The sequence below is a fragment of the Streptomyces sp. NPDC044704 genome, from assembly GCF_056433525.1.
The window spans coordinates 1,368-24,062 of record NZ_JBWKGY010000018.1 but is presented as its reverse complement, the minus strand read 5'-3'; the positions used below and the strand labels follow the sequence as shown (position 1 = coordinate 24,062).

Annotated in this window: 18 protein-coding genes and 1 pseudogene; 6 read left to right on the top strand and 13 right to left on the bottom strand. The window is 74.1% G+C overall.

All coding sequences use genetic code 11. The features are described from left to right. Nucleotides 1-18: 18 nt before the first annotated feature. The 3 genes from AC07B0_RS31610 to AC07B0_RS31600 form a co-directional block, all read right to left on the bottom strand. A complete protein-coding gene (locus AC07B0_RS31610) occupies nt 19-1,983 on the bottom strand; it encodes a tetratricopeptide repeat protein (RefSeq protein ID WP_478899450.1) in 1,965 nt (654 codons plus the stop codon). A 334-nt stretch (nt 1,984-2,317) separates the two neighbouring features. Then, nucleotides 2,318-2,950 (bottom strand): NUDIX hydrolase, encoded by a 633-nt coding sequence (locus AC07B0_RS31605; protein WP_356874699.1) that lies wholly within the window; start codon nt 2,948-2,950, stop codon nt 2,318-2,320. Nucleotides 2,951-3,032: 82 nt separating this feature from the next. After that, nucleotides 3,033-4,685 carry a CTP synthase gene (locus AC07B0_RS31600; protein ID WP_356874697.1) on the bottom strand — a complete coding sequence of 551 codons (1,653 nt, stop codon included), beginning with the start codon at nt 4,683-4,685 and terminating at the stop codon, nt 3,033-3,035. 517 nt (nt 4,686-5,202) lie between these two features. On the opposite strand from AC07B0_RS31600, the gene AC07B0_RS31595 reads away from it, so the two are divergent. From AC07B0_RS31595 to AC07B0_RS31585, 3 genes are all read left to right on the top strand, one after another. Continuing rightward, complete coding sequence (locus AC07B0_RS31595; RefSeq protein ID WP_356874915.1) at nt 5,203-6,969, top strand: glycoside hydrolase family 15 protein; 1,767 nt, start codon at nt 5,203-5,205, stop codon at nt 6,967-6,969. Between the two features lie 114 nt (nt 6,970-7,083). Further along, nucleotides 7,084-8,466, top strand: a complete 1,383-nt coding sequence (locus AC07B0_RS31590; protein ID WP_478899448.1) for an FAD-binding protein — start codon at nt 7,084-7,086, stop codon at nt 8,464-8,466. Nucleotides 8,467-8,500: 34 nt separating this feature from the next. Next, nucleotides 8,501-10,123, top strand: a complete 1,623-nt coding sequence (locus AC07B0_RS31585) for a PucR family transcriptional regulator (RefSeq protein ID WP_467294704.1) — start codon at nt 8,501-8,503, stop codon at nt 10,121-10,123. Between the two features lie 16 nt (nt 10,124-10,139). Here the strand turns inward: AC07B0_RS31585 and AC07B0_RS31580 are convergent, their stop codons facing one another. The 5 genes from AC07B0_RS31580 to AC07B0_RS31560 form a co-directional block, all read right to left on the bottom strand. Further along, complete coding sequence (locus AC07B0_RS31580) at nt 10,140-11,267, bottom strand: glycosyltransferase family 4 protein (protein WP_356874691.1); 1,128 nt, start codon at nt 11,265-11,267, stop codon at nt 10,140-10,142. 299 nt (nt 11,268-11,566) lie between these two features. After that, on the bottom strand, nt 11,567-13,285 hold the full coding sequence (gene recN / locus AC07B0_RS31575) for a DNA repair protein RecN (protein ID WP_356874913.1): 1,719 nt from the start codon (nt 13,283-13,285) through the stop codon (nt 11,567-11,569). A gap of 92 nt (nt 13,286-13,377) precedes the next feature. Further along, the gene (locus AC07B0_RS31570) at nt 13,378-14,331 is read right to left on the bottom strand and encodes an NAD kinase (RefSeq protein ID WP_356874689.1); all 954 of its coding nucleotides are present in this window, start codon (nt 14,329-14,331) and stop codon (nt 13,378-13,380) included. Further along, complete coding sequence (locus tag AC07B0_RS31565; protein ID WP_467294710.1) at nt 14,328-15,143, bottom strand: TlyA family RNA methyltransferase; 816 nt, start codon at nt 15,141-15,143, stop codon at nt 14,328-14,330. The genes AC07B0_RS31570 and AC07B0_RS31565 overlap by 4 nt, the downstream gene beginning before the upstream one ends. A 7-nt stretch (nt 15,144-15,150) precedes the next feature. Continuing rightward, nucleotides 15,151-15,444, bottom strand: a complete 294-nt coding sequence (locus AC07B0_RS31560) for a hypothetical protein (RefSeq protein ID WP_478899447.1) — start codon at nt 15,442-15,444, stop codon at nt 15,151-15,153. Between the two features lie 65 nt (nt 15,445-15,509). Here AC07B0_RS31560 and AC07B0_RS31555 point away from each other — a divergent pair, with 65 nt between their 5' ends. After that, nucleotides 15,510-15,857, top strand: a complete 348-nt coding sequence (locus AC07B0_RS31555) for an SCP2 sterol-binding domain-containing protein (protein WP_467294712.1) — start codon at nt 15,510-15,512, stop codon at nt 15,855-15,857. Between the two features lie 37 nt (nt 15,858-15,894). Here the strand turns inward: AC07B0_RS31555 and AC07B0_RS31550 are convergent, their stop codons facing one another. The 4 genes from AC07B0_RS31550 to AC07B0_RS31535 form a co-directional block, all read right to left on the bottom strand. Next, the gene (locus AC07B0_RS31550; protein WP_356874681.1) at nt 15,895-16,782 is read right to left on the bottom strand and encodes an ABC transporter ATP-binding protein; all 888 of its coding nucleotides are present in this window, start codon (nt 16,780-16,782) and stop codon (nt 15,895-15,897) included. Further along, nucleotides 16,779-17,768 carry a FecCD family ABC transporter permease gene (locus tag AC07B0_RS31545; protein ID WP_356874911.1) on the bottom strand — a complete coding sequence of 330 codons (990 nt, stop codon included), beginning with the start codon at nt 17,766-17,768 and terminating at the stop codon, nt 16,779-16,781. The genes AC07B0_RS31550 and AC07B0_RS31545 overlap by 4 nt, the downstream gene beginning before the upstream one ends. Nucleotides 17,769-17,872: 104 nt before the next feature. Next, on the bottom strand, nt 17,873-18,928 hold the full coding sequence (locus tag AC07B0_RS31540; protein WP_478899445.1) for a FecCD family ABC transporter permease: 1,056 nt from the start codon (nt 18,926-18,928) through the stop codon (nt 17,873-17,875). Between the two features lie 61 nt (nt 18,929-18,989). Next, a complete protein-coding gene (locus AC07B0_RS31535; protein ID WP_356874677.1) occupies nt 18,990-20,057 on the bottom strand; it encodes an HAD-IIA family hydrolase in 1,068 nt (355 codons plus the stop codon). 98 nt (nt 20,058-20,155) lie between these two features. Between AC07B0_RS31535 and AC07B0_RS31530 the strand changes: the two genes are divergently transcribed. Beyond that, nucleotides 20,156-21,427 carry a DUF1015 domain-containing protein gene (locus AC07B0_RS31530; protein ID WP_356874675.1) on the top strand — a complete coding sequence of 424 codons (1,272 nt, stop codon included), beginning with the start codon at nt 20,156-20,158 and terminating at the stop codon, nt 21,425-21,427. A 70-nt stretch (nt 21,428-21,497) separates the two neighbouring features. Here the strand turns inward: AC07B0_RS31530 and AC07B0_RS31525 are convergent, their stop codons facing one another. Next, nucleotides 21,498-22,376, bottom strand: a complete 879-nt coding sequence (locus AC07B0_RS31525; RefSeq protein ID WP_467294720.1) for a tetratricopeptide repeat protein — start codon at nt 22,374-22,376, stop codon at nt 21,498-21,500. A 15-nt stretch (nt 22,377-22,391) separates the two neighbouring features. On the opposite strand from AC07B0_RS31525, the pseudogene AC07B0_RS31520 reads away from it, so the two are divergent. Then, nucleotides 22,392-22,695 (top strand): annotated as a pseudogene (locus tag AC07B0_RS31520) (hypothetical protein); the annotation flags it as partial.

Here is a 22,695-nt window from a genome sequence, read left to right as displayed (position 1 = left end):
CCTTGCAAACGAATAATCTCAGTCGGAAGCACTACGGATTTCGCAGGCAGCGGGGTCATCTCCCAGCAATCTGTCGGCTGCGGACCGGTGCAGCCTGGCGGCCGCGGGGTCGCCGAGCCGGTCCAGCGTGTCGGCCAGCCGGACCTGTAGGGCGGCCTGAAGTCGCAGGTCCCCGGCCCGGCGCGCCAGCTCGATCGCCTCGCGGCAGGTGTGCAGGGATTCCTCGGGCCGTCCGGCGTACTCCTGGACCCGCGCCATCTCGCTCAACGCCTTTGCCTGGCCCGGAACATCGGCGAGCTTGCGGTAGCCCGCGGCGGCGGCCCGCCAGCTGCGCAGCGCCTCCCCGTAGCGGCCCGCGTAGGTGTGCACGTTGCCCAGCCGGCCGTACAGCCTGGCCTCGTCCGCGCGCTCCCCCCGGGCGAGGGCGTGGGACAGGGCGCGGCCGAACCAGTCGGAGGCCCGCGGCCAGTCCTCCAGCTCCTGGTACGCGCCGCCTACGGATTCCATCGCGCGGCCGGTGGCGTACGGGTCCTTCGCGGCCTTTCCCGCGTCGAGCGCGGCCCGGTACCGCTCCAGGGCCTCCTGGGTGCGGCCGGTCTCGGCGTCCAGGTCGGCCAGGTTCAGCAGGGCGGCGGCCTGCTCCCGGTGCAGGCCGCGCCGCTCGGCCACGTCGAGGACGAGCCGGTGCAGCCCGTACAGCTCGGGGGCGGCGGCCTCGGTGCCCCGGTGCTCGGCGAGGGCCCTGACCAGGGCGGACACCAGGCGCCGGGCGAGGGTGTCCAGGCCGCCGTCGGCGACGGCCAGGGTGGCGGCCGCCGTCAGGGCGGGCAGCCGGGTGTCCAGCCACACGGCCGCGGCCCGCCGGTCCGGGAACCGCAGGGCGCGGGGCGTCCCGTCGAGGCGCTCCCGCAGCAGGTCCTCGTCGTCCTCGGCCATGGCGCGGCAGGAGGTCAGCAGCCGTACGGTCCGCTCCAGCATCCGGGCGCGGGCGAGCTGGACCTCGGCGGGCCGTTCCTTGGCCTCCAGCAGGGACTGGAGCAGCGGTGCGAGGCAGCCGGGGAGCAGGAACAGGCCGTTGTGCGCGTGCCGTACGAGGCCCAGCCCGGCGAAGTCCTCCAGGGTGGACTGCGCGGCGGCCACCGAGCATCCGGCGAGGGCGGAGGCGGTGTGCGAGTCGAGCATCCCGGCGGGGGCGAGCGGCAGGAGCCGCAGCGTGCGCTGGGCCGGCTGCGGGAGGGACGCGTAGACGAGCCGGAAGGAGCGGGCGAGCGGGCCGCTGGTGCCCGGGGGCATGTCGTGGAGCTGCTTGGCCAGGTCGGCGACGGCGGCCTTGGGGTGGGCGGCGAGCCAGCCGCCGGCCAGCGCGAGGGCGGCGGGCTGGCCTCCGCACTCCTCGGCGAGGGCCTCGGCGGCGCGGGGGTCGACGGTGACGCGGGTGTCGCCGATCTGCTGGGCGAGCATCTCGACGGCGGAGGGGGTGTCCAGGCCGCCGAGGGTGCAGGGGCGGACGTCCGGGATCCCGGTGAGCGGTCCCTCGGCGGTGACGACGACCAGGCACTCGGGGGTGTCCGGGAGCAGGGCGTCGACCTGCTGCGGGTCGGCGGCGTCGTCGAGGAGGAGGATGGCCCGCCGGCCGGCGAGCGCCTCCCGCAGGGCGGCGCTCAGGTCTTCCTCACAGGCGCCGGGCGGGGTGGGCCTGCCGAGGGCCTCCAGCAGGGTGCGGCCGGCCCGTTCGGCGGTCACCGGCTCCCCGCCGGGGGTGGTGAGACGGACCGTGAACAGCCCGTCGGGGTACTGGTCGGCGACCTCGCGGACGAAGGCCTCGGCGAGGGCGGTCCGGCCGGAGCCGGGCCGTCCGGCGACCAGCAGCACCCGCGCGCGGGGCGCCTTGGCCTTGCGGCCGGAGAGGGTGTCGAGCCCGGTCCGCGCGATGTCCTCGCGCAGCTCCTTGAGCTCACGCCGCCGCCCGACGAAATCCGTCACGGATCCGCTCCTCTCCCTGCCTTCGGGTTGCGAGCGTAGTTCACGCAGAGCGACGACCCGGGTGGAGCGCGGCGGGTAGATCCCCCAATCGGATCAGCGGATGGTCCGCTTTATCGTGCGCGGGCGGCACGTCCCGGCTCCGGCGCCCCGCCCGGGCCGGGTTGCCGCCCCGCGCCACCGCCCGCCGGCGGGTCCCGCGCAGGCCGGGCGGGTCGCGGTACGGAGCGGGGCGGCGGCCAGCCGCCCGTGGGCGGCTGCGACCGGGCGGGGAGGCCTCCCCCGCTCCCCCGGCCGGGCCGGACCCCCGGCCGCGCCGGGGTGCGGGGCGCGGTGACTACGCTTCGTACGGGCGGGCCGGCCAAGGGGCCAGGGCCGGGCGGAGGCCGTCGGGGCCGTCCCCGGAGGCCGTGGCGGCGGCGAGGGCCAGTACGCCCGTGACGAGGCCGGGGTTGCCCAGTTCGCCCGCGAGGACGCCGCGCACGAGGTCGGCCAGGGGTACCCAGGCCACCTCCATGTCGGCCTCCTCCGAGTCGGACTCCTCGTACCGCTCCCCCTCGGCGGCGGAGACGCCCCGCGCCAGGAAGATCCGGATCGCCTCGTCGGAGCCGCCGGGCGAGGCGAAGAAGTCGGCCAGCACCCGCCAGTCCTCGGCCTTGACGTGCGCCTCCTCGTACAGCTCGCGCTGCGCCGCGTGCAGCGGGTTCTCCCCCGGCACGTCCAGCAGACCGGCGGGCAGTTCCCACAGCCGGTGGCGCACCGGGTGGCGGTACTGGCGGATCACGAGGACCCGGTCCTCGGCGTCGAGGGCCAGGGCGCACACCGAGCCGGGGTGGACCTGGTAGTCGCGGCGGGCCACCGACCTGTCCGGCATCCGCACCATGTCCGAGTCGACGGCCGTCTTGGCGCCCTGGAAGGGCCGCCGCGTCGACAGCGTCTCCCAGCTTTCCGACGTATCGCTGATGCCCATGCCCCTAGCCTCCACACAACGCGCGACAGCCGGGGTACGGATCTTTCCGTACCCCGGCTGTCTACGTTATGCGCTCAGGCGGTCACTTCGCCGACTGCTGGCGCTCCACGGCCGCCTTGACCAGGCCCGCGAAGAGCGGGTGCGGCCGGGTCGGGCGGGAGCGGAGCTCCGGGTGGGCCTGCGTGGCCACCAGGTAGGGGTGGACCTCGCGCGGGTACTCGACGTACTCGACGAGCTTGTTGTCCGGGGAGGTGCCGGAGAACACGAGGCCCGCCTTCTGCTCCAGTTCGCCGCGGTAGGCGTTGTTGACCTCGTAGCGGTGGCGGTGGCGCTCGTCCACGTACGCCTGGTCGCCGTAGACCTCGCGCACGATGGAGCCCTCGGCGAGCTTCGCCGGGTACATGCCGAGGCGCATGGTGCCGCCCAGGTCGCCCGCGCCCTCGACGAAGGCCAGCTGCTCCTCCATGGTCGAGATGACCGGGTGCGGGGTGGAGGCGTCGAACTCGGTGGAGTTCGCGTCCTCGATGCCCGCGAGGTTGCGCGCGGCCTCGATGACCACGCACTGCAGGCCCAGGCACAGGCCGAGCAGCGGGACCTTGTTCTCGCGGGCGTAGGTGATCGCGCCGACCTTGCCGTTGACACCGCGGTCGCCGAAGCCGCCGGGGACGCAGATCGCGTCCACGTCGCCGAGCACCGCCGCTGCCCCGGCCGGGGTCTTGCAGTCGTCGGAGGCGACCCACTTGATCTGGACGCGGGCCCGGTTGGCGAAACCGCCGGCGCGCAGCGCCTCGGTCACCGACAGGTAGGCGTCGGGCAGGTCGATGTACTTGCCGACGAGCGCGACCTTGACCTCGTGGTCGGGGTTGTGGACCCGGTCCAGGAGGTCTTCCCAGACGGTCCAGTTGACGTCGCGGAAGGGCAGGTCGAGCTTGCGGACGACGTACGCGTCGAGGCCCTCGGTGTGCAGGACCTTCGGGATGTCGTAGATCGACTTGGCGTCGATCGCGGCGACCACGGCGGCCTCGTCCACGTCGCACATCAGCGAGATCTTGCGCTTGATGGAGGTGGGGACCTCGCGGTCGGCGCGCAGCACGATCGCGTCGGGCTGGATGCCGATGTTGCGCAGCGCCGCGACGGAGTGCTGGGTGGGCTTGGTCTTCAGCTCGCCGGAGGGGCCGATGTAGGGCAGCAGCGAGATGTGCACGACGAAGACGTTGTCGCGGCCGACCTCGTGGCGGACCTGGCGGACGGTCTCCAGGAAGGGCAGCGACTCGATGTCGCCGACGGTGCCGCCGACCTCGGTGATCACCACGTCGACGTCCGCGGTCGCCATGCGGCGGATGCGGTGCTTGATCTCGTTGGTGATGTGCGGGATGACCTGCACGGTGTCGCCGAGGTACTCGCCGCGCCGCTCCTTGGCGATGACCTGCGAGTAGACCTGGCCGGTGGTGACGTTGGCCGAGCCGTCGAGGTCGACGTCGAGGAAGCGCTCGTAGTGGCCGATGTCCAGGTCGGTCTCGGCGCCGTCGTTCGTGACGAACACCTCACCGTGCTGGAAGGGGTTCATCGTGCCGGGGTCGACGTTCAGGTACGGGTCGAGCTTCTGCATCGTGACCCGCAGGCCGCGCGCCTTCAGCAGCGCACCCAGGCTGGAGGCCGTCAGCCCCTTGCCGAGGGACGAAGCGACACCCCCGGTGACGAAGATGTGCTTGGTCGTCATGGATTTGGGCGGCATCGCCAAGAGGGGGCTCCCGTGGTCGCGAGGTGAGGTGCGTCCGGCGCCGTTCCGCGGAGATCCGGAAGGGGTCTCAGGGGGCGCCGAAGCTGCGGTTTCGGGGCTCCTGATTCGCACAGGCAGACCACCGGTCCACGGGGTACCAGCCTATCAGCGCCCGGGACGGTCCGCCTCCGGGCGCGCGGCGGCGGGCTCGCGCCACACCCTCCCGGGGCGGCCCGTCAGGGCCGTTCGCCCAGGTCACCCGTTCAGTCCAGCCACATTGTCCCAGGACTTCAGGAGATCACTAGGGTGCCCGTCATACCCTGCTCGGATACCGCTGTTACATCGCCGTCGAGCAGGCCGGAATTCGGCGTCACCACGCCTCGTCCGGCAGTCTGGAGCTCGACGCGGTGATCCCTACACGCAGGAAGACCGCGCATCCGCGCAATGCAAGCGCCCTCAGGGGCGGACGTGGCCGTTCGACTGGAGATGCAACGTGTCCGGGCGCATCGAGGATTACGCACTGATCGGGGACATGCAGACCGCGGCGTTGGTCTGCCGGGACGGAGCGGTGGACTGGTTGTGTCTGCCCCGTTTCGATTCCCCTGCCGCCTTCGCGAGCATTCTCGGTACCGAGGAGCACGGGTTCTGGCGGGTCGGCCCCGCGGTCCCGCCCGGGACCGAGGCGCCGCGAGCCGACCGTCGCCGCTACCGCGGCGAATCACTGGTGCTGGAGTCGGAGTGGGACACCCCGCGGGGGACCGTCCGCGTCATCGACTTCATGCCGCCGCGCGAGGGCCACGCGCCCCAGCTCATCCGCGTCGTGGAGGGCGTCAGCGGGCGCGTCCCGATGCGCTCGGCGCTGCGCATGCGCTTCAGCTACGGCCGGGTCGTGCCCTGGGTGCACAAGGTGGACGGCCGTACGGTGGCCGTCGCCGGCCCGGACTCGGTCTGGGTGGACACCGAGGCCGAGACGTACGGCAAGAACCTGACGACGTACTCCGACTTCACCGTCGGCCCCGGTGACCGGGTGACCTTCGCCATCAGCTGGCAGCCCTCGCACCGCAGCGCCCCCGAGTGCCCCGACGCCGAGGCCGCGCTGGAGGCCACCAGCGAGTTCTGGCGGGAGTGGGTCGCGCACTGTACGTACCACGGGCCCTACCGGGAGGCCGTGGTGCGCTCCCTGATCACCCTCAAGGCCCTGACGTACGCCCCCACGGGCGGGATCGTCGCCGCGCCGACCACCTCCCTCCCGGAGGAGATCGGCGGGGTCCGCAACTGGGACTACCGCTACACCTGGCTGCGGGACGCCGCGATCACCCTGTCCTCGCTGCTGCGCACCGGCTACCGCGAGGAGGCCGCGGCCTGGCGGGACTGGCTGCTGCGCGCGGTCGCCGGCGACCCGGAGAACCTGCAGATCATGTACGGGATCGCGGGCGAGCGGGAGCTGGGCGAGACGGAGCTGGACTGGCTGCCGGGCTACGAGAACTCCGGTCCGGTCCGCGTCGGCAACGGGGCCGCCCACCAGCTGCAGCTCGACGTGTACGGCGAGGTCACCGAGGCCCTGCACCTGGGGCACATGACCGGGCTGGCGCGCAACGACTACGCGTCGCTGCTCCAGCTCAAGCTGATCCGCTACCTGGAGACCCACTGGAGCGAGCCGGACGAGGGCATCTGGGAGGTGCGCGGCCCGCGCCGCCACTTCGTGCACTCCAAGGTGATGGCCTGGGTGGCCGTGGACCGCACGATCAAGCTGATCGAGAGCGGCGACGCGGACGGCCCGCTGGAGCGCTGGCGCGAGCTGCGCGACGAGATCCACGCCGACGTGTGCGAGAAGGGCTACGACAAGGAGCGCAACACGTTCACGCAGTCCTACGGCTCCCAGGAGCTGGACGCCTCGCTGCTGCTGATCCCGCAGATGGGCTTCCTGCCGCCGGACGACAAGCGCGTCATCGGGACCATCGAGGCGATCCAGCGCGAGCTGTCGACCCAGGACGGTTTCATCCTGCGCTACCCGACGGCCGGCGAGGAGGCCGGTGTGGACGGTCTGGCGGGTGACGAGGGGGCCTTCCTGGCCTGCTCGTTCTGGATGGCCGACGACCTGGCGATGATCGGCCGGGTCGACGAGGCCCGCCGGCTCTTCGAGAAGCTCCTCGCCCTGCGCAACGACCTGGGGCTGCTGGCCGAGGAGTGGGACCCCAAGCTCCAGCGGCAGGTCGGGAACTTCCCGCAGGCCTTCAGCCACGTCCCGCTGATCGACACCGCGCTGCGGCTCACCGCGAGCGGCGCGTACGGGGGCTGACGCACCGGATCCCGGGGGCGGCCGCCCGCAGGGCCGCCGCCCCCCGGGATGCCCCGAGGCGGTGGCGCGCCTAGCCTGAAGGGGTCCCATGCCCTTCCCGGAAGGGGGCCGGTCATGGCTTCCCCATCGAAGGCGGGTACGGCCCTGGCCGCGCTCCGCGAGGACCTCTCGGGCCCGGTCCTCGCTCCGGAGGACAGCGGCTACGACGAGGCCAGGACGGTCTTCAACGCCATGATCGACCGGCGGCCGGCCGTGATCGCCCAGTGCGAGAGCGAGGCGGACGTGGTCACGGCCGTCCGCTTCGCCCGCGAGCTGGACCTGCCGGTCGCGGTGCGCGGAGGCGGGCACAGCGTGGCCGGGACGGCGCTCGGCGACGGGGCGCTGGTGATCGACCTGCGGCGGATGAACGAGGTGACGGTGCATCCGGCGGCCCGGGCGGTACGGGTGGCCGGCGGCGCGACCATGAGCCACCTGGACCGGGCCTGCCAGCCGCACGGCCTGGCCACGACCGGCGGGCGGGTCTCCACCACCGGCGTCGGCGGTTTCGTGCTGGGCGGCGGGTCGGGCTGGCTGGACCGGGCGTTCGGGCTGGCCGTCGACAACCTGCTGGGCGTGGACCTGGTGACCGCGGACGGGGAGACGGTGACCGCGACCGCCGAGGACCGTCCGGAGCTGTTCTGGGCGCTGCACGGCGGCGGCGGGAACTTCGGGATCGCCACCTCGATGACGCTGCGGCTGCACGAGCTGCCCGCCATGTCGATCGCGTTCGTCCTGTACCTGCCCGAGTACGGGCCCGAGGTGCTCCGTACGTTCCGGGCCGTGATCGAGGCGGGTCCGCGCGAGGCGAGCGGGGCGGCCATGTACCTGACCGGCCCGCCGGAGGAGTTCGTACCGGCCCACCTGGTGGGGCGGCTGATGGCGGGTGCGCTGCTGACGTACGCCGGTCCGGAGGACGAGATGCGGCGGCTGGCCGAGCCGCTGCTGGCGCTGCCGCACGAGTCGGAGATCGTGACGGCCATCCCGTACGCCGACCTCCAGTGCATGATCGACGACCCGCCGGGGTTGCGGAACTACTGGTCGGCGGAGTATCTGACGGGCGTCCCGGACGCGTTCGTGGACGTGTTCTGCGCCCGGGCGGGCACCATGCCGGTGCCGACGGGCACGCAGCACCTCGTGTTCCCGCAGGGCGGCGCGATCGCCGACGGCCCGGCCGATTACCCGGTCCCCTACCGGGACGCGCCGTGGGCCGTGCACCCGTTCGCGATCTGGGAGGACCCCGCGGACGACGAGCTGTGCCGCCAGTGGGTCAAGGACGTGCGGGAGGACGTGCGGCCCTGGTCGACCGGCGCCGTCTACCTCAACTTCACCGGACACGAGGGCGCGGAGCGGGTCGTGGCCGGGCTGGGCGCGGAGAACATGCGGCGGCTGGGGGCGGTGAAGCGGGAGTACGACCCGGACAACGTCTTCCGGTTCAACCACAACATCGCACCCGCTTAGCGCTCCGGCGTGACGCACGGGTACGGTCCGCGATATGGACAACCAGGGCGGAATCACGGTTCAGCGGGCACTTGAGCTGCCGGGGCTGCGCGGCGGTCTCCCGGAGGTGGTGGCCTGCGCCGACCGGCTCGGCCGGACCGTCCGCTGGGTGCACGCGGGCGAGGTCCCCAACATCGCCTCGCTGCTCAAGGGCGGCGAGCTGCTGCTGACCACGGGCCTGGGCCTGGGCACCCGGCCCGCCGAGCAGCGCGCCTTCGTACGCCGCCTCGCGGACCGGGGCATCGCCGCGCTGGTCGTCGAGCTGGGACCGCGCTTCACGCGGCTGCCGGCGACCATCGTGGAGACGGCGCGCGCGGCCGGGCTGCCGCTGGTGCAGCTCCACCGCGAGGTGCCCTTCGTGGCGGTGACCGAGGAGGTCCACACCGAGATCGTCAACGGCCACTACGCCCTCCTGCAGCGGGCCGAGGAGGTCCACCGGCGCTGCACGGAGGCCCTGCTCGGCGGCGGCGGGATCCCGCAGGTGCTGCGCATCCTGGCCGACTTCACGGCGAACCCGGTCTTCCTGGAGACCCCGGACGGGCAGTTGCTGTACGCGGCCGGGCCGGTGTCCGGGGAGGCCGCGGCGGACCCGCTCCAGGTGTGGGAGGGCCTGCGCGGCCAGCGGGAGGCAGAGCCCTCGGGGAACGCGGTGGTGGTCGACGTCCCCGGCGGCGGACACGGCACGGGCTCGGTCCGGGCCCGGGTGGTCCTGGCCGGGGTCTCGGCGCCGCTGCTGCCCGTCCACCGGATGGCGGCGGAGCGCACGGCCGGGGTGCTGGCCGTGGTCCTCATGCAGGCGCGGCAGGAGGAGGAGCTGGCGGCGCGCGGCCGCGGCGACTTCCTGACGGACCTGGCGGAGGGCCGGATCTCGGCGGAGGACGCCCCGGCGCAGGCGCGGGTGCTGGGCTTCCGGCCGGGCACGGGGCCGCTGCTGCCGATCGTGATGCGGCTGTCCACCGATCTGGGGGCCGCGGGGAACTGGGCCGTCCTGGCCCGGGCGGTGCTGGAGGAGCTGTCGTCGGTCGGGGTCCCGGTGCTGCTGGGCGTCCGGCCGGTGGAGGGACGGGTGCCGCTGCTGGTGTCGCTGCGCGCGGAGTCGGAGCGCACGACGGTCGCCGACCGGGTCGCCGCGGCGCTGCGGGCGGGCGTCGAGCGGGCCGGCCTGGACCGGGCCGGGTCGCCGCCGGCGGTGGTAGTGGGGGTCTCCGGAAGCTGGGCGGCCGCCTCGGCGGGCCTGCGGCACGCGGCCGAGACCGCCACCGCCGCGCACGGGCTCCCGGCCCGGCCCTGGTACGACGCCCGCCGCCTGGACATCGACCTGCTGCTGTGGCGGCTGCGCGAACACCCCGACCTGGCGGCGTTCGTGGACCGGGCGATCGGGGCGCTTCGCGTCCACGACGCCGCCTCCCGGCCGCCGCTGCTGCCCACCCTGGAGACGTACCTGGCGCACGCGGGGCGCAAGGCGGAGACGGCCCGGGAGCTGCACCTGAACCGCCAGACCCTGTACAACCGGCTGGCGCGGATCTCGGAGCTGCTGGGCACGGACCTGGACGACCCGGAGACGGTCCTCTCCCTCAGCCTGGCCCTCCGCGCCCGCCGGCACGTGGCCCCGGCCTGACGCGCCGGGGCGGGGTTCAGCGCCGGCGCTCCATCAGTTCGTCGTACACCGACAGGACCTGGGCGACGGTGTCGTCCTCGGACGGCCACGTCGCGGCCTGGGCCCGCCCGGCCTCCGCGAGTTCGGCCCGCCGGCCGGGATCTCCCAGCAGCGCGGCCACGGCGCCCGCGAGCGCGCCGGGATTCCCGTACGGGACGAGCACGGCCGCGTTCCCGACCAGCTCGGGCACTCCGCCGACCTCGGTGGCCACGAGGGCCACCCCGGCCCGCAGCGCCTCCTGGGCGAGCAGGGAGCGTCCTTCCCAGCGGCTCGGCAGGACCGCGACGTCCGCGGCGGCCAGCAGCCGGTCCGCGTCCCGGCGCCGCCCGAGCAGCCGTACCGGGAGGCCCTCCTCCTCGATCCGCCGGGACAGTTCGGCCCGCAGCGGCCCCTCCCCCGCGATCACGAGCAGCGGCACCGGGTCCAGCGCCCGCCAGGAGCGCGCCGCGTCCAGCAGGACGGAGTACCCGCGGCGTGCCACCAGGCTCCCGACCGCGATGACCAACGGCCGCTCGACGACGCCCAGTTCCGCCCGGGTCTTGTCGGCGTCGGCCACCGGTTCCGGTCCGGCGGCCGCGGGTGCGGGTACGGCCACGGCCGCGAGCCGGGCGTCGCGCGCCCCGCGCAGCCGGGCCAGGTCCACCTGGTCCGAGGAGGCGCCGAGCACCACGGCCGCGGCCCGCGCCACGCGCCGCTCCAGCAGCCGGCCCAGCCGCCCGAAGACGCCCGCCGTTTCGGGGGCGCCCCCGTGCCAGGTCACCACCAGCGGCACCCGCCGCCCGCCGCCGCGCAGTGCGAGCGCGGCCCGCATGCCGGCCCGTACGCCGTGCGCGTGGACCAGGTCGGCTCCGGCGCAGGCGGCCCGTAGGGCGCTCCCGGCGTCCGGGGTGAACTCGGCGCCCGCGCCGGTGAAGTCGTACTCGCCCTCGGCGGTGACGGGGGCGCACACGGTCACCCGTACACCGCGCGCGGCCAGACCGGTCGTCAGGGACCGTACGTGGGCACTGCTGCCCGCGCCCGCACCGCCGAGGACCTGGACGGTACGCAGCGGCGGCCGCCCGTACGGCTGTGCGGGGGCGGGGAGCGAAACCGGGGAGCTGCTCACGGGCCGAAGCTCCAGGGGGAGGAGTCAGAGACGTCGCCCAGGATGCCAGTCCGCACGCGCGTTCCGGGACCATACGGGTGCGGATCCCGTACGAGATACCGCGCGACGTCTTCCAGCCTCACCCACACGGGCTATCCCGGTGTCATCCCGGAGCCCCCGGAATCAACGGTTCCGAACCCGGCCCGGGCCCGGCCCCGGACACGCCGGGGGCCCGGGACGGCGTCCGTCCCGAGCCCCCTCCGGTTCCTCGGCCGCCGGCCGCCCGGCGGCCTGCGGGCTCCGGACCCCCGCCGGTCCGCTCAGGCGTCGGCCCGCGCCGCCGCGAGCAGTTCCTCGGCGTGGGCGCGGGCGGTCTGCGAGTCCTCCTGGCCGGCGAGCATCCGGGACAGTTCCCGGATCCGGTCCTCGCCCTCCAGGACGGTCACGCCCGAGCGCGTCACGGACCCGTCGACGGTCTTCTCCACCAGCAGCTGCCGGTCGGCGAAGGCCGCCACCTGCGGGAGGTGGGTGACGACGACGACCTGCGCGGACTTCGCGAGCTTCGCGAGCCGCCGTCCGACCTCGACGGCCGCCTTGCCGCCGACGCCCGCGTCGACCTCGTCGAAGAGGTAGGTGGGCACCGGGTCGGACCCGGCGAACACGACCTCCACCGCGAGCATGACCCGCGACAGCTCACCGCCCGAGGCGCCCTTGGCGATCGGCCGGGGCTGGGCTCCCGGGTGCGGGGCCAGCAGCAGTTCGACCTCGTCCGCGCCGGAGGGCCCGTACGCGACCGTGCGGCCGCCGACCTCGACGCCCTCGGCGTCCTCGGTCTGCCGGATGTCGATCGTCACCCGGGCGTGCGGCATGGCCAGGGAGGCCAGCTCGGCGGTGACGGCGGAGGCGAACCGTTCGGCCGCCTCGCCGCGCGCGTCCGTCAACGCCTGGGCCAGCAGCGACAGTTCGTCGCGCAGCGCGTCCCGTTCGGCGGTCAGCTCCGCGATCCGCTCGTCGTCGCCGTCCAGCTCCAGCAGCCGGGCGGAGCCCTGCTGGGCCCATTCCAGTACGGAGTCGATCGAATCGCCGTACTTGCGGGTCAGCTGGGTCAGCGCCGCCCGCCGCTCCTCCACCGCGGCCAGCCGCAGCGGATCGGCGTCGAGGTCGTCGGCGTACCCGGCCAGTTCGCCGGCCACGTCGGCCAGCAGGATGCCGAGCTCCCCGATCCGCTCCGCGAGCGCGCCGAGGGCCGGGTCGTGGGAGCGTACGGATTCCAGGGCCCGGTGCGCGCCCGCGACGAGCGTGTTGGCGTCGATGCCCTCCGGGTCCTCCGGGTTGCCCGCGAGGGCCGCGTGGGCGGCCTGCGCGGCCGACGCGAGCGATTCGGCGTGCCCGAGCCGCTCGGCCTCGGCGGCGAGCTCGGCGTCCTCGCCGGGCAGCGGCTCGACGGCGGCGACCTCGTCCAGCCCGAAGCGCAGCAGGTCCGCCTCCTGGGCCCGCTCCCGGGCCCGGGTGGTGAGGGTCTCCAGCTCGACGGCGACGGCCCGCAGCCTGCGGTAGGCGCCGGCGTACTTCTCCAGGGGGACGGCGACCGCGTTCCCGGCGTACCGGTCGAGGGCCTGGCGCTGCCGGGCGGGCCGCAGCAGGCCCTGCTGATCGGTCTGGCCGTGGACGGCGACCAGCTCGTCCGCGAGCTCGCCGAGCAGGCCGACGGGCACGGAGCGGCCGCCGACGTGGGCGCGCGAACGCCCCTCGGCGGACACGGTCCGGCTGATCAGCAGCGTGCCGTCGTCGAGCTCCGCCCCTGCCTCCTCGGCGCGCAGGGCGGCGGGCGCGTCCGGGCGCAGCACGATGCGCCCTTCGACCACCGCCGCCTTGGCCCCGATCCGCACCAGGGCCGGGTCGGCGCGGCCGCCGAGCAGCAGCCCGAGGCTGGTGACGACCATCGTCTTGCCCGCGCCGGTCTCGCCGGTCACCGCGGTGAATCCGGGCGACAGCTCGACCACCGCGTCGTCGATGACCCCGAGCGACCGTATCCGCATCTCCTCAAGCACGGGACGACGATACCGAGGTTTCACCGGTGCCATGGGACAGCACCCGCCCGGAGCGTTCCGAACGCGTGTGCGAATACGTACTAATGGGGTGCACCGCGCCACCCCGACACCGGCAGCGCGAACTTCGCGACGAGCCGGTCCGTGAAGGACGCGTGGTGCAGCCGGGCGAGCCGTACCGGCACCGTGCCCCGGCGGACCTCCACGCGGGCCCCGGAGGGCAGTTCCAGCATCCGCCGCCCGTCGCACCACAGCACGCCGTGCGGGGTCCCGGTCTGCACCTCGACCGCCAGCACCGAGTCCGGCGAGGTCACCAGCGGCTTCGCGAACAGCGCGTGCGCGCTGATGGGCACCATCAGCAGCGCCTCGACCTCCGGCCAGACCACCGGCCCGCCGGCCGAGAAGGCGTACGCGGTGGAGCCCGTCGGCGTCGCGCACACGATCCCGTCGCAGCCGAAGCCGGTCACCGGGCGTCCGTCGATCTCCAGGACCACTTCCAGCATCCGCTCCGGGGACACCTTCTGGACGGCGGCCTCGTTCAGCGCCCAGTCCCGGTGGACCACGTCACCGTTCGTCCGTACGAGGACGTCGAGGGTCATCCGCTCCTCGACCTCGTACTCCCGGGTGACGACCCGGTCCACGACCCGGTCGAGGTCGTCGCGCTCGGCCTCGGCGAGGAAGCCGACCCGGCCCAGGTTGACGCCGAGCATCGGGACGCCCGAGCCGCGCGCGAACTCCGCCCCGCGCAGCAGGGTCCCGTCGCCGCCGAGGACGATCAGCAGCTCACACCCTTCGAGCACCGTCGGCGTGCACTCCGCGACGAGCTCCACCTCGGGGGGCAGCGGCAGGTCCGCCGCCTCGTGCTCCAGGACGCGGACCCCCAGCCCGGACTTGAGCAGGCCCTGGACGACCAGTTCGGCACTGCGGATGGCCGCCGGCCGCCCCGTGTGCGCGACCAGGAAGACCGTACGCGTCCCTCCCGGATCCGCCGGGTCCGGTGAAACTCCCGAAGCTGCCGACGCCGACGAATCTGTCACTGAGGCCCCTCCGCCACTGCACGGTCCACATCCCCCGGGTCGAGTGCCGGTGCCCCCGCCCGCAGCCACAAAAAGTACTCGACGTTCCCCGACGGCCCGGGCAGCGGGCTCGCCGTCACCCCGAGCACGCCCAGTCCCAGCTTCCAGGCCTGCGCCGCGACCTCGCGCACGGCTTCCGCCCGCAGCTCGGCGCTGCGCACCACGCCGCCGCTGCCGAGGCGCTCCTTGCCCACCTCGAACTGCGGCTTCACCATCAGCACGAGGTCCGCGCCGGGCGCCGTGCACCGGACGAGCGCGGGCAGCACCAGTCCGATCGAGATGAACGACAGGTCTCCGACGACGAGGTCCACCGGGATCCCGTCGATCAGCTCGACCGTCAGCTCACGGACGTTGGTGCGGTCCTTCACGGTGACCCGGTCGTCGCTCTGCAAGGACCAGGCGAGCTGCCCGTAGCCGACGTCGACGGCGACGACGTGGTCCACGCCCGCGCGCAACAGCACGTCCGTGAAGCCGCCGGTCGAGGCCCCCGCGTCCAGCGCCCGCCGGCCCTCGACCAGCAGCCCCTGCGGCGTGAACGCGGCGAGGGCGCCGGCCAGCTTGTGGCCGCCGCGGGAGACGTAGTCGGGGTCGCTGTCGTCCTTGAGTACGACGAGGGCCGCACTGGTCTCGACCTGGGTGGCCGGTTTGGTCGCGGTGGTACCGCCCACGGTCACCCGGCCGGCGGCGATCAGCTGGGCCGCGTGCTCCCGCGAGCGGGCCATGCTGCGGCGTACCAGTTCGGCGTCCAGGCGGCGGCGTGCCACTCCTGCCACGATCGGTTCAGCTCCTGTTTTCGTTCGGTCCGGGGACGATCGGTGCGTCCAGCGCGGTCAGCGCCTCGCGCAGTCCCCTGTGCACATCCTCGTACACCTCGACGTGTCCGTCCGCCGCCAGCCGGTCCGCGTCCGCCAGCCGCTCCAGGTGGGCGTCCACGGCGGGGTGTCCGGTGGGGGTGCGCACGACGCCCAGCGGGGCGGGCCCCGCCGGTCCGGCGTGCTCCGCGCCGGCCGGTGCCCCCGGGGCTTCCGGGCCCTCGGGGACGTCCGGGGCGCTCGCGGGTTCTTCGTCGGTCATGGACCGACGCTACCCCGAAGCGGGGCGACGGCCGCGCACGGCTCTGCGGTACGGTCGTGATCACCATGGCTACGATCGAGGAGTGCCGCGAAGCACTCGACCGACTTTCCGGCAACCTGGCGAAGGCCGAGGGGGACGTGCGCGGCGCGGCCGCCCTGGACCGCTCCCTGAGCTGCCACATCACCGACCTCGACCGGACCTTCGCCGGCCGCCTCGACGGCGGCCGGATCCGGGTGGACTCCGTCGAGGCGGGCCCGCCCCGCGCGAAGGCCGAGATCAGGCTGGCGATGACCGGGGACGACCTGCTCGCGCTGGTCGCCGGCGAGCTGAAGTTCGCCAAGGCCTGGGCCTCCGGCCGGGTCCGGCTGGAGGCGGGGTTCCGCGACCTGCTCCGCCTGAAGTCCCTCCTCTGAACCGCCCCTACAGCGACCGTCCCTACAGCGACCGTCCCTACAGCGCCCCGGCGGTCGCCCGCGTACGGGCCGACCGCCCCGCCGGCACCACCAGCGGCGTCCCCGTCTGCGGATCCTCGATGATCTGGCAGCGGACCCCGAAGACCTCCTCCACCAGTGCGGCCGTGACCACCTCGGCCGGCGGGCCCTCGGCGACGACCACGCCACCGCGCAGCGCGATCAGGTGGGTCGCGTAGCGGGCCGCGTGGTTGAGGTCGTGGAGCACGGCCACCAGGGTCCGCCCCTGCTCCTCGTGGAGCTCCGCGCACAGGTCGAGGACGTCCAGCTGGTGCTGGATGTCCAGGTAGGTCGTCGGCTCGTCGAGGAGCAGCAGCGGGGTCTGCTGGGCCAGCGCCATGGCGATCCACACGCGCTGGCGCTGGCCGCCCGACAGCTCGTCCACGGCCCGGTCGGCGAGTTCGGCGACCCCGGTGGCGGCCATCGACTCGTCGACGATCCGCTCGTCCTCGGGCGACCACTGGCGCAGCAGCCCCTGGTGCGGGTACCGGCCGCGCGAGACCAGGTCGGCGACGGTGATGCCGTCCGGGGCGATCGAGGACTGCGGGAGCAGGCCCAGCGTCCGGGCCACCTTCTTCGCCGGCATCGACGCGATCGACTGACCGTCCAGCAGCACCCGCCCGGCGGACGGCTTCAGCATCCGCGACAGGGCCCGCAGCAGCGTCGACTTCCCGCAGGCGTTGGGGCCCACGATCACCGTGAAGGAGCGGTCGGGGATCTCCACCGACAGGTTCTCGGCGATGACCCGCTGGTCGTAGCCGAGCGTGACGTTCTCCGCGGTCAGCCGCTGCACGTGCGTACTCCTCGTAGGGCCGGGCTCGTACCCGGACGTGTTCTGCGGGGCGCGGCCGTCGGCCCGCGCCCTCATATGCGTCCCGCCTTGCGCTCGGTGACGAGCAGCCACAGCAGGTAGAGGCCGCCGACGAGCCCGGTCACCACGCCCACCGGCAACTGGTCGGCGCCGAAGGCCCGCTGCGAGGCCAGGTCCGAGGCCAGCAGCAGCACCGCGCCCATCAGCGCTCCCGTGAGCAGGTTCGAGCCGGTCGAGCGGCTCAGGCGCCGGGCCAGCTGGGGCGCGGCCAGCGCGACGAAGCTGATCGGGCCGGCCGCGGCGGCCGCCGCGGTGGTCAGCACGATCGCCGCCAGCATCAGCAGCATCCGGGTCCGCTCTACCCGCACGCCCAGCGCGTACGCGGCGTCGTCCCCCATCTCGATCATGCGCAGCGCCCGGCTCTGCCCGAGGACCAGCGGGAACAGCACCGCGCAGGTCGCCAGCAGTGGCCACACCTGCGCCCAGTCCCGGCCGGCCAGCGAGCCGGTCAGCCAGACCATCGCCCGGGTCGCCTCGACGACGTGGGCCTTGGTCATCAGGTACTGGATCACGGCGACGAGGACGGCCGAGGCCCCGATGCCGACGAGCACCAGCCGGTACCCCTGGATGCCCTGCTTGTAGGCCAGCAGGTAGACGGCCGCACCGGACAGCAGACCTCCCGCCAGCGCGCCCGCCGCCACCTCCGTGGCACCGCCCCCGAAGAAGACGATGACGGTGAGCGCGCCCACGGCCGAGCCGTGCGCGAAGCCCAGCAGGTCGGGCGAGCCCAGCGGGTTGCGGGACACGGACTGGAAGACCGCCCCGGCCATCCCGAGGGCCGCCCCGACCAGCAGCGCGACCAGGACCCGCGGCAGCCGCAGGTCGTTGACGATGAAGTCGTGGGCGGGACTGCCGTCGCCCAGCAGGGTCCGTACGACGTCCCAGGGCGCGATCTCGAAGTCGCCGGTGCCGATGAGCACGACGGCCAGCACCGCCGTCGCGACGGCCAGCACCAGGCCGGTCACCAGCGCACGCGGCTCCATCCGCAGCGAGGTCCGCCCGGGTCCGCGCAGCGCGCGCAGCCGTGCCTTCGGGCCGGTGGCCGTGGCGGCGGGGGCGGGGGCGGCGCTCTCGATGCCGTTCGCGGTCACAGCTGGGCCATCCTCTTGCGCCGAACCAGGTAGATGAAGACCGGGCCGCCGATCAGCGCCGTGACGATGCCGACCTGGAGCTCGGCGGGCCGGGTGACGACCCGTCCGACCACGTCGGCGCCCAGCAGCAGCACCGGCGACAGCACCGCCGAGTACGCGAGCACCCAGCGCATGTCCGGCCCGGTGATGACCCGCACCAGGTGCGGGATCATCAGCCCGACGAAGACGATCGGCCCGCAGGCCGCGGTCGCCGCCCCGCACAGCAGGGTGATGGCGGCCATGGCGGCGATCCGGGTCCGCGTCAGGTGGGCGCCGAGCGCCCTCGCCGTGTCGTCGCCCATCGCCATCGCGTTGAGCGGCCGGCCCAGCAGCAGTGCGAGGACCGCGCCGGCCAGCAGGAACGGCGCCACCTGCGTGACGGTGTCCATGTTCGCGGAGGACAGCGAACCGACCGCCCAGAAGCGCAGCTTGTCCAGCGCCTTGGTGTCCGTCAGCTGCACGGCGTTGATGTAGCCGACGAGCGCCGCGCTGGCCGCCGTACCGGCGAGCGCGAGGCGCACCGGCGTCGCGCTGCGGCTGCCGCCGAGCACGTACACGACGACCGAGACGGTCCCGGCTCCGAGGAAGGCCCACCACACGAACTCGGTCAGCGAGGCGGCGCCGAAGAAGCTGATCGCCGAGACGACTGCGGCCGCGGCGCCCGCGTTCACGCCCAGGATGCCGGGCTCGGCCAGCGGGTTGCGGGTCAGTGCCTGCATCACCGCCCCGGACAGGCCCAGTGCGAGTCCGACGAGCACCCCGAGGAGGGTGCGCGGGACCCGCAGGTCCCGCACCACCACGTCGTTCGGGGTTCCGGCGTACGCGAAGAGGCCGTGCCAGACGTCGTCGAGGGACATCGCCTTGGCGCCGACGGCGATGCTCGCCACCACGACCAGCGCCAGCGCGAGGACCGCGACCAGCAGACCGGCGGCGCGCACCGCGTGCCGCGGGCGGGCGGCGGGCACCGGCACGGCGGCGCCCTGTTCGGATTCGGGGGGACTGTCAACCAACACGAAGGTTAGGCTAACCTACCTCGCCTGCCCGACATTCCTCCGAACGGCCCAAAGGCCGGGGCTACAGGCCCAGCTTGGCCAGGGCCTTCTCCACGTCGTGCGCGTACGCCCCGTCTCCGGCCGCCGACCAGGCCGCCGCGCACAGGGCCCGCAGCCCGTCGAGCGGTTCCGCGTCCCCCTCGACCGGCGAGCCGCCGCTGATGTCGAGGACCTTCGACACGTCCAGGAACGTGCCCATGTCCACGGCGCTCCACCCGCCGCACCGCCACGCACCGCCCTGCCCGGTCACCTCCGGCTGCCCCGTCAGCAGCCCCCGCAGGTCGCGGTCCACGTAGGTCGGCCGGTGCTTCGGCTCGGCCCGCAGCAGCTGCGCCCCGTCCGTCACCCCGGTCAGCACCAGCAGCGAGTCGACGTCCCCGTTGAAGGCACCCTCGATGTCGGTGTCCAGCCGGTCCCCGACCACCAGCGGCCGCTTCGCCCCGGTCCGCAGCACGGTCTCCCGGTGCATCGGGGGCAGCGGCTTCCCGGCGACCTGGGGCTCCGCGCCCGTCGCGATCCGTACGACCTCCACGGCGGCCCCGTTGCCCGGCGCGATGCCGCGCGCCCCCGGAATCGTCAGGTCGGTGTTCGACGCGTACCAGGGCACCCCGCGGTTGACGGCGTACGAGGCCTCCGCGAACCGCCCCCAGGCCAGGTCGGGCCCCCCGTACCCCTGGACGACCGCCGCGAGCCCCTCCTCCTCGGCGGAGTCCACCGGCACCAGCCCGCGCTCCCGCAGCGCGACCCGCAGCCCCTCGCCGCCGATCACCAGCACCTTCGAGCCCGGCTCGACCTGCTCCGCGATCAGCCGCGCCACCGCCTGCGCCGAGGTGATCACCTCGGCGGCGTCCGTGGGGATGCCCAGCTCGCCCAGGTGCTCCGCGACCGCGTCCGGCGTCCGCAGCGCGTTGTTCGTGACGTAGGCGAGGTGCATCCCCTCCGCCCGGGCCGTCGCGAGGGAGTCCACCGCGTGCGCGATGGCGAGCCCTCCGGCGTACACCACCCCGTCGAGGTCCAGCAGGGCCGTGTCGTACGCCTGGTGCAGACTCCGCTCACTGCCCGCGGGACTGGTCCTGCTCTGCCGGGTCATCCGGTCCGCTCCTCACATGATCGATCTTGTCCGAGTTTGTTCTGCCCCATTGCTCCCCCGATCATCCCGCATCGCGAGACGCGTCTTACCATGCACCAATGACCACACCTGGCAACGCGGAGCACGGGCTGCGCCTGATCCCCTTCCACGGACTGCGCTACGTCCCGGAACGCGTCGGCAGCCTGGCCGCCGTCACCTCGCCGCCGTACGACGTGGTCGTACGACCCGACGGAGTCGACTACCTCGAATCCGCCGACCCGCACAACATCGTCCGGCTGATCCTCCCGCAGGCCGGGACCCCGGCCGCCCGCAACGAGCAGGCCGCCCGCACCCTCCGCGACTGGCTGGCCGAGGGCGTCCTCAGCGCCGACCCGGAGCCCGCGCTCTACGTGTACGAGCAGCGCAAGGGCGCTCTCCTGCAACGCGGCATCGTCGGCGCCCTTGCCCTGTCCACCGCGGACGCCGGCATCGTCCTGCCGCACGAGGACGTGATGCCGGACGTGGTCACCGATCGCGCCGGCCTGATGCGCGCCACTTCGGCCAATCTCGAACCGCTCCTGCTCACCTACCGGGGCGACGGCCCGGGCGCCGGAGCGGCCGGCGTCGTGGAGGCGGCGGCGGCCCGCACCCCCCTGCTGTCGACCGTCACCGAGGACGGTTTCCTGCACCGGCTGTGGGCCGTAACCGACCCGGCCGAGCTGGCCGCCGTGGCCGACGACCTGGGCCACCGCCAGGCCCTCATCGCCGACGGCCACCACCGCTGGGCGACGTACCTGCGCCTCCAGGAGGAGCACGGCTCCCCCACCCCCTGGGACTTCGGCCTGGTCCTCCTCGTCGACACGGCCCGCTACCCGCTCCAGGTCCGGGCGATCCACCGGATGCTGCGCCGGCTCCCCCTCGCGGACGCGCTGGCCGCGCTGGAGGGCAACTTCCGCGTCCGCCCGGTCGAGGGCCCCCTGCCGCTCGCTCTGGAAGTGCTCGCGGACGCCTCGGAACGCGGCAACGCCTTCCTGCTCACCGGCGACGGCACCTTCCACCTGGTCACGGACCCCGATCCGGCCCTCATCGCCCGGACCGTCCGCCGCGACCGCCCCGAGGCCTGGCGCCGGCTCGACGCGACCGTGCTGCACGCCTCCCTGCTCGACGCCCTGTGGCAGGTGCCGGACGCCCCGGAGCACATCGCGTACATCCACGACGCCCCGGCGACCGTGGCCATGGCCGAGCGCCACGGCGGTACGGCGGTCCTGCTGCACCCCGTGCGCGAGGACGTGGTGCGGGACCTGGCCCGGCAGGGCGTCACCATGCCCCGCAAGTCCACGTCGTTCGGCCCGAAGCCGGCGACCGGACTGGTCCTGCGCAGCCTCGACTGACCGGACCCCGAACGCACGAAAGGGCGGTACCCCTGGTGGGGTACCGCCCTTTCGCCGTCAGTCAGACCACTCAGGCCTTGTCGCGCTCGTCGTCCTCGACCTCGTCGTCCTCGATGACCACGATCTCGTCGGTGACGTCGACGTCGGAGTCCTCGGCGGGCTCGTACTCGTCGTCGTCCTCGTCGTAGTACTCGGCCTGGTCGCCCGCGCGCTCGGCGGCGGCGACTTCGGCTTCGTCCTGGTCGTCGTCTTCGTCGTCTTCGTCGTCCTCGTCGTCGAAGCGGGCGTCCGCGTCGTCGTCCGCTTCGTCCTCCAGGGTCGCCGCGTCCACGAACTCGACGCCGTCGATCTCGGCGAGCCGGTCGGAGGCGTCGGTGGCGCCGTCCTTGTCGGCCTCGAGGGTCTTGGCGAACCACTCCCGCGCCTCGTCCTCACGGCCGGCCGCCAGCAGGGCGTCGGCGTAGGCGTACCGCAGGCGCGCGGTCCACGGCTGCACGGAGCTGGAGGCCAGCTCCGGGCTCTGCAGGGTGACGATGGCGGCGTCGAGCTCGCCCATGTCGCGGCGGGCACCGGCGGCGACGAGACGCATCTCGACCTGACCGGCCTTGTCCAGCTTCTGCACCTCGGGCTCGCCGGCCATGGCCAGCGCCCGCTCCGGGCGGCCGAGGCCGCGCTCGCAGTCGGCCATGACGGGCCACAGCTCGACGGAACCGGTCATCCGCTTCGCGGCACGGAACTCGGCGAGCGCCTCGCTGTACTTCTGCGTCGCGTACGCGGCGAAGCCGGCGGCCTCGCGGACGGCGGCGACGCGGGAAGCCAGACGCAGGGCGATGCGGGCGTACGCGTACGCCTGCTCCGGGTCCTCGTCGATCAGCCGGGCCACCATGACCAGGTTGCGCGAGACCTCCTCGGCCAGGCCCTTGGGCAGGCTCAGGAGCTCCTGACGCACGTCGGCGTCGATCTCGTGACCGGTGACGTCGTCGTCGATCGGGAGCCGCTTGACCGGGTCCCGGTCGCGGTCGGCGCGGTAGTCGCGGTCGCCGCCACGGTCGTCACGCCCGCGGTAGCCACCACGGTCGCCACCGCGGTCATCGCGGCCGCCACGGAACCCACCACGGTCGCCGCCCCGGTCGTCACGACGCGGGTAGGACGGACGGTCCCCGCCACGGTCGTCGCGACGCGGGTAGGAGGGGCGGTCGCCACCACGGTCGTCACGACCGCCACGGAAACCACCACGGTCGTCATCACGACGCGGGTACGACGGACGG

What these genes read in the sequence shown, in the direction of transcription:
- AC07B0_RS31605 (WP_356874699.1), bottom strand. Translation starts at nt 2,950, where the DNA reads ATGGGCATCAGCGATACGTCGGAAAGCTGGGAGACGCTGTCGACGCGG.
- AC07B0_RS31600 (WP_356874697.1), bottom strand. Translation starts at nt 4,685, where the DNA reads ATGCCGCCCAAATCCATGACGACCAAGCACATCTTCGTCACCGGGGGT.
- AC07B0_RS31595 (WP_356874915.1), top strand. Translation starts at nt 5,203, where the DNA reads ATGCAGACCGCGGCGTTGGTCTGCCGGGACGGAGCGGTGGACTGGTTG.
- AC07B0_RS31590 (WP_478899448.1), top strand. Translation starts at nt 7,084, where the DNA reads ATGGCTTCCCCATCGAAGGCGGGTACGGCCCTGGCCGCGCTCCGCGAG.
- AC07B0_RS31585 (WP_467294704.1), top strand. Translation starts at nt 8,501, where the DNA reads ATGGACAACCAGGGCGGAATCACGGTTCAGCGGGCACTTGAGCTGCCG.
- recN (WP_356874913.1), bottom strand. Translation starts at nt 13,285, where the DNA reads ATGCGGATACGGTCGCTCGGGGTCATCGACGACGCGGTGGTCGAGCTG.
- AC07B0_RS31560 (WP_478899447.1), bottom strand. Translation starts at nt 15,444, where the DNA reads ATGACCGACGAAGAACCCGCGAGCGCCCCGGACGTCCCCGAGGGCCCG.
- AC07B0_RS31555 (WP_467294712.1), top strand. Translation starts at nt 15,510, where the DNA reads ATGGCTACGATCGAGGAGTGCCGCGAAGCACTCGACCGACTTTCCGGC.
- AC07B0_RS31550 (WP_356874681.1), bottom strand. Translation starts at nt 16,782, where the DNA reads ATGAGGGCGCGGGCCGACGGCCGCGCCCCGCAGAACACGTCCGGGTAC.
- AC07B0_RS31545 (WP_356874911.1), bottom strand. Translation starts at nt 17,768, where the DNA reads ATGGAGCCGCGTGCGCTGGTGACCGGCCTGGTGCTGGCCGTCGCGACG.
- AC07B0_RS31535 (WP_356874677.1), bottom strand. Translation starts at nt 20,057, where the DNA reads ATGACCCGGCAGAGCAGGACCAGTCCCGCGGGCAGTGAGCGGAGTCTG.
- AC07B0_RS31530 (WP_356874675.1), top strand. Translation starts at nt 20,156, where the DNA reads ATGACCACACCTGGCAACGCGGAGCACGGGCTGCGCCTGATCCCCTTC.